Genomic DNA, 2,942 nt, shown 5'->3' with positions numbered 1-2,942 from the left:
GCTCGGGTCGCGTGGGCCCGCACCGGTTCGTGCCGGTCGAGCTGTTCCGGAGCCGGACCGGCGCATCGTCGCCTACGAAAGCGGCCGGGAGGCTCGCCGTCGAGTGGCGGGCCTCCCGGCCGACGTTCGCTCAGTGCGACAGCAGCCGGTGGGCCTCCTGGATCTTGGCCCAGGACTTCGGCTCGACGGGCGCGGCGGCGGCCTTGCGCGCGGCCGTGGCCACGTCGGGCCGGCCGGCGGTGAACAGCCAGGTGGTGAATAGCTCGTCCAGGTCGAGTCCGGATATCTCCTCCGCCAGGGCCTGGAACTGCGCGATGGTGCCGTTGCCGTACCGGTGCGCGGCGGTCCAGGCCGGCAGGATCTCGAAGAACGCGTCGTCGCCGACGGCCAGCCGCAGCTGGTGCAGCGTCATCGCGCCCCGGTCGTAGACCGCGTTGTCGAAGACCCGGTCGGCGCCCGGGTCACCCGGCAGCACCTGCCAGAACGCGGAGTCGGCCGGGTAGCTGGCGTAGGTGAAGTCGAAGACCTCCTGGGCGGTGCCCTCGCCCTGCTCCTCCGACCAGAGCCACTCCGCGTACGAGGCGAAGCCCTCGTTGAGCCAGATGTTGCGCCATTCGGCCACCGAGACCGAGTCGCCGAACCACTGGTGGGCGTTCTCGTGGGCCACCACGTACGTGTTGGCGCCGCGCCGCCAGAAGCCCGGGCCGTACACCGGTCGGGTCTGCGTCTCCAGGGCGAAGCTGATGCCGTCCACCGGCCCGGCCACGCCGCCCTGCGCCTCGAACGGGTACGGGCCGAAGATCCCGCTCTCCCAGTCGACGATCTCGGCGGTCCGCTCGATGCTGGCCCGCGCGGCCGGCCCGAGCTCGCCCAGCGAGGTGCTGTACGCGTTCACCACCGGCTGGCCACCCGGAGTGGTGTCGGTGACGATGTCGTACTGGCCGATGGCCATGAAGGCCAGGTAGGTGGCGGTGGGGGAGGTGGTCCGCCAGCTCCATCGGGTGCGGTCGCCGGGCTCGGCCAGCGGTGGCCGCGGCTGCACGCCGTTGCTGATCACCTCGACGCCGGTGGGCACCGACACGGAGATGTCGAAGGTCGCCTTGTCCAGTGGGTGGTCGTTGCTCGGGAACCACCACCACGCGGACTCCGGCTCGTTGACCGCGAGGGCCCCGTCGTCGGTACGCGTCCAGCCGGTGTAGCCGCCGACCAGCGTCTCGGACGGAATGCCGTCGTAGCGCACCACGATGGTGAGCTGCTGGCCCCGGGTCACCGTGCGGGACGGGGTGACCACCAGCTCGTGCGCGCCCGCGGTGCTGGTGCTCGCCGCCCACCCGTTGACCCGCACCGACTCGACGTCGAGCAGGAAGTCCAGGTTGAACCGGGAGAGATCCTGGGTCGCGGTGGCGAGGATCGTGGTGGTGCCGGTGAGCCGGTCGGTGGCCGGCTCGTAGCGCAGCCGGACGTCGTAGTGCGAGACGTCGTAGCCGCCGTTGCCGTAGTCGGGGAAGTAGCTGTCGCCCAGCCCGGGGGCGCCGGGTTGCGGCGCGAGCGTGACGGTTGGCCGGCCCCAGGCCGTCGGAGCGGCCTGGCCGGGGGCGCCGGCGAGCATGGTGCCGGCGGTGGTGAGGGTCAGGGCGGCGGTGGCCGCCGTGAGGACTCGTCGCACGAGGTGGACTCCCTCCATCGGGGTGTTCGCCCCGCCAACCTAATCGACAACGGTGATCGCCGCGGGCCCGGCGCGCGGGTTGACCGTCTATTCCATCGATCTATGTATTTCGATAGCATTACCGCCTGGTAACAAACCGTTCCACCCCTGGCCACGCGCGCGGTCGCAGGATCCCACCACCCCTGTCCTGTGGAGGTCCGTCATGCCCCACCGCCCGCTGGCCCGCGCCCTGGCCGCGCTGGTCGCCGTCGTCACCGCCGCGTTCGGTGCCGTGCTCGTCCCCGGCACCGCCCAGGCCGCCGCTGTCAACTACGTCGCGCTCGGCGACTCCTACTCCTCCGGCGTCGGCGCCGGCCCGTACGACTGGTCCACCTGCCTGCGCAGCCAGAAGTCGTACGCCCCGCTCTGGGCCGCCGCCCACGCGGTGACCAGCTTCAGCTTCCCGGCCTGCGGCGGCGCGGTCACCGCCGACGTGCTCAACAACCAGGTCAACGCCCTCAGCAGCGCCACCACCCTGGTCACCATCACCATCGGTGGCAACGACGCCGGCTTCGTCGACGTGATCACCAGTTGCCGGTTCGGCAGCACGTCGTCCTGCACCAACGCCGTGAACACCGCGAAGGCCTTCGCCACCTCGACGCTCCCCGGCCGGCTCGACGCCACCTACGCCGCCATCCGCAACCGGGCGCCGAACGCGCGGCTGATCGTGCTGGGCTACCCGAGGCTGTTCGAGACCACCTCCTGCGGGTGGTTGGCGATGAGCACCTACAAGCGCACCATCCTCAACGAGGCGGCCGACGTGCTCGCCTCGGTCATCTCCGCACGGGCCACCGCCGCCGGCGCGACCTTCGCCGACACCCGGCCCTACTTCGCCGGTCACGGCGTCTGCGCCGGCGACCCGTGGATCAACGACGTCAGCGGCCTCATCGAGGCGTACCACCCGGACTCCGACGGCTACCGGTACGGCTACCTGCCGGCGCTGAACGCGGTCACCGGCTGACCCGCACGCCCTCGCGTGGCGCCCGACGGTCCACCCCGGACCGTCGGGCGCCGCGCGTCGGGTCGCGTCGGTACTGTCCCGGTGTCACCGCCGTCCGTTAGGGTTTCCGCGAACCGGACAGCCGTGGCGTGGGAGGCAGAGCGTGAGCAGGCTCGCGTCGGCGTACGGGCAGGCGGTCAGCTCCCACCGGGCGGCCCGGGCACACCTGGACGCCGCCCGGGGCGCGCTGGGCACGGCGCCGGCCCCCGCCGCGCCGGGCGGTGCGGGCGACCTGGT

2 protein-coding genes are annotated in these 2,942 nt (G+C 72.3%); one reads left to right on the top strand and one right to left on the bottom strand.

The window, feature by feature from the left end:
* Nucleotides 1-130 precede the first annotated feature (130 nt).
* Entirely contained in the window at nt 131-1,666 is a 1,536-nt protein-coding gene (locus EAD98_RS00515) for a M1 family metallopeptidase (protein WP_121652139.1), read from the bottom strand.
* 202 nt (nt 1,667-1,868) lie between these two features.
* Between EAD98_RS00515 and EAD98_RS00510 the strand changes: the two genes are divergently transcribed.
* Nucleotides 1,869-2,666: an SGNH/GDSL hydrolase family protein gene (locus EAD98_RS00510; protein ID WP_121652138.1), complete on the top strand. Its 798-nt coding sequence runs from the start codon at nt 1,869-1,871 to the stop codon at nt 2,664-2,666.
* The last annotated feature ends 276 nt before the right edge of the window (nt 2,667-2,942 follow it).

This window comes from Micromonospora sp. CV4, from assembly GCF_003667455.1.
In the GTDB taxonomy this organism is placed as follows: domain Bacteria; phylum Actinomycetota; class Actinomycetes; order Mycobacteriales; family Micromonosporaceae; genus Micromonospora.
Note: the sequence above shows the minus strand (reverse complement) of the source record. Positions and strands in the feature narration are given on the sequence as shown.

Coding starts and splice junctions, on each gene's coding strand:
- EAD98_RS00510 (WP_121652138.1), top strand. CDS start 1,869: ATGCCCCACCGCCCGCTGGCCCGCGCCCTGGCCGCGCTGGTCGCCGTC.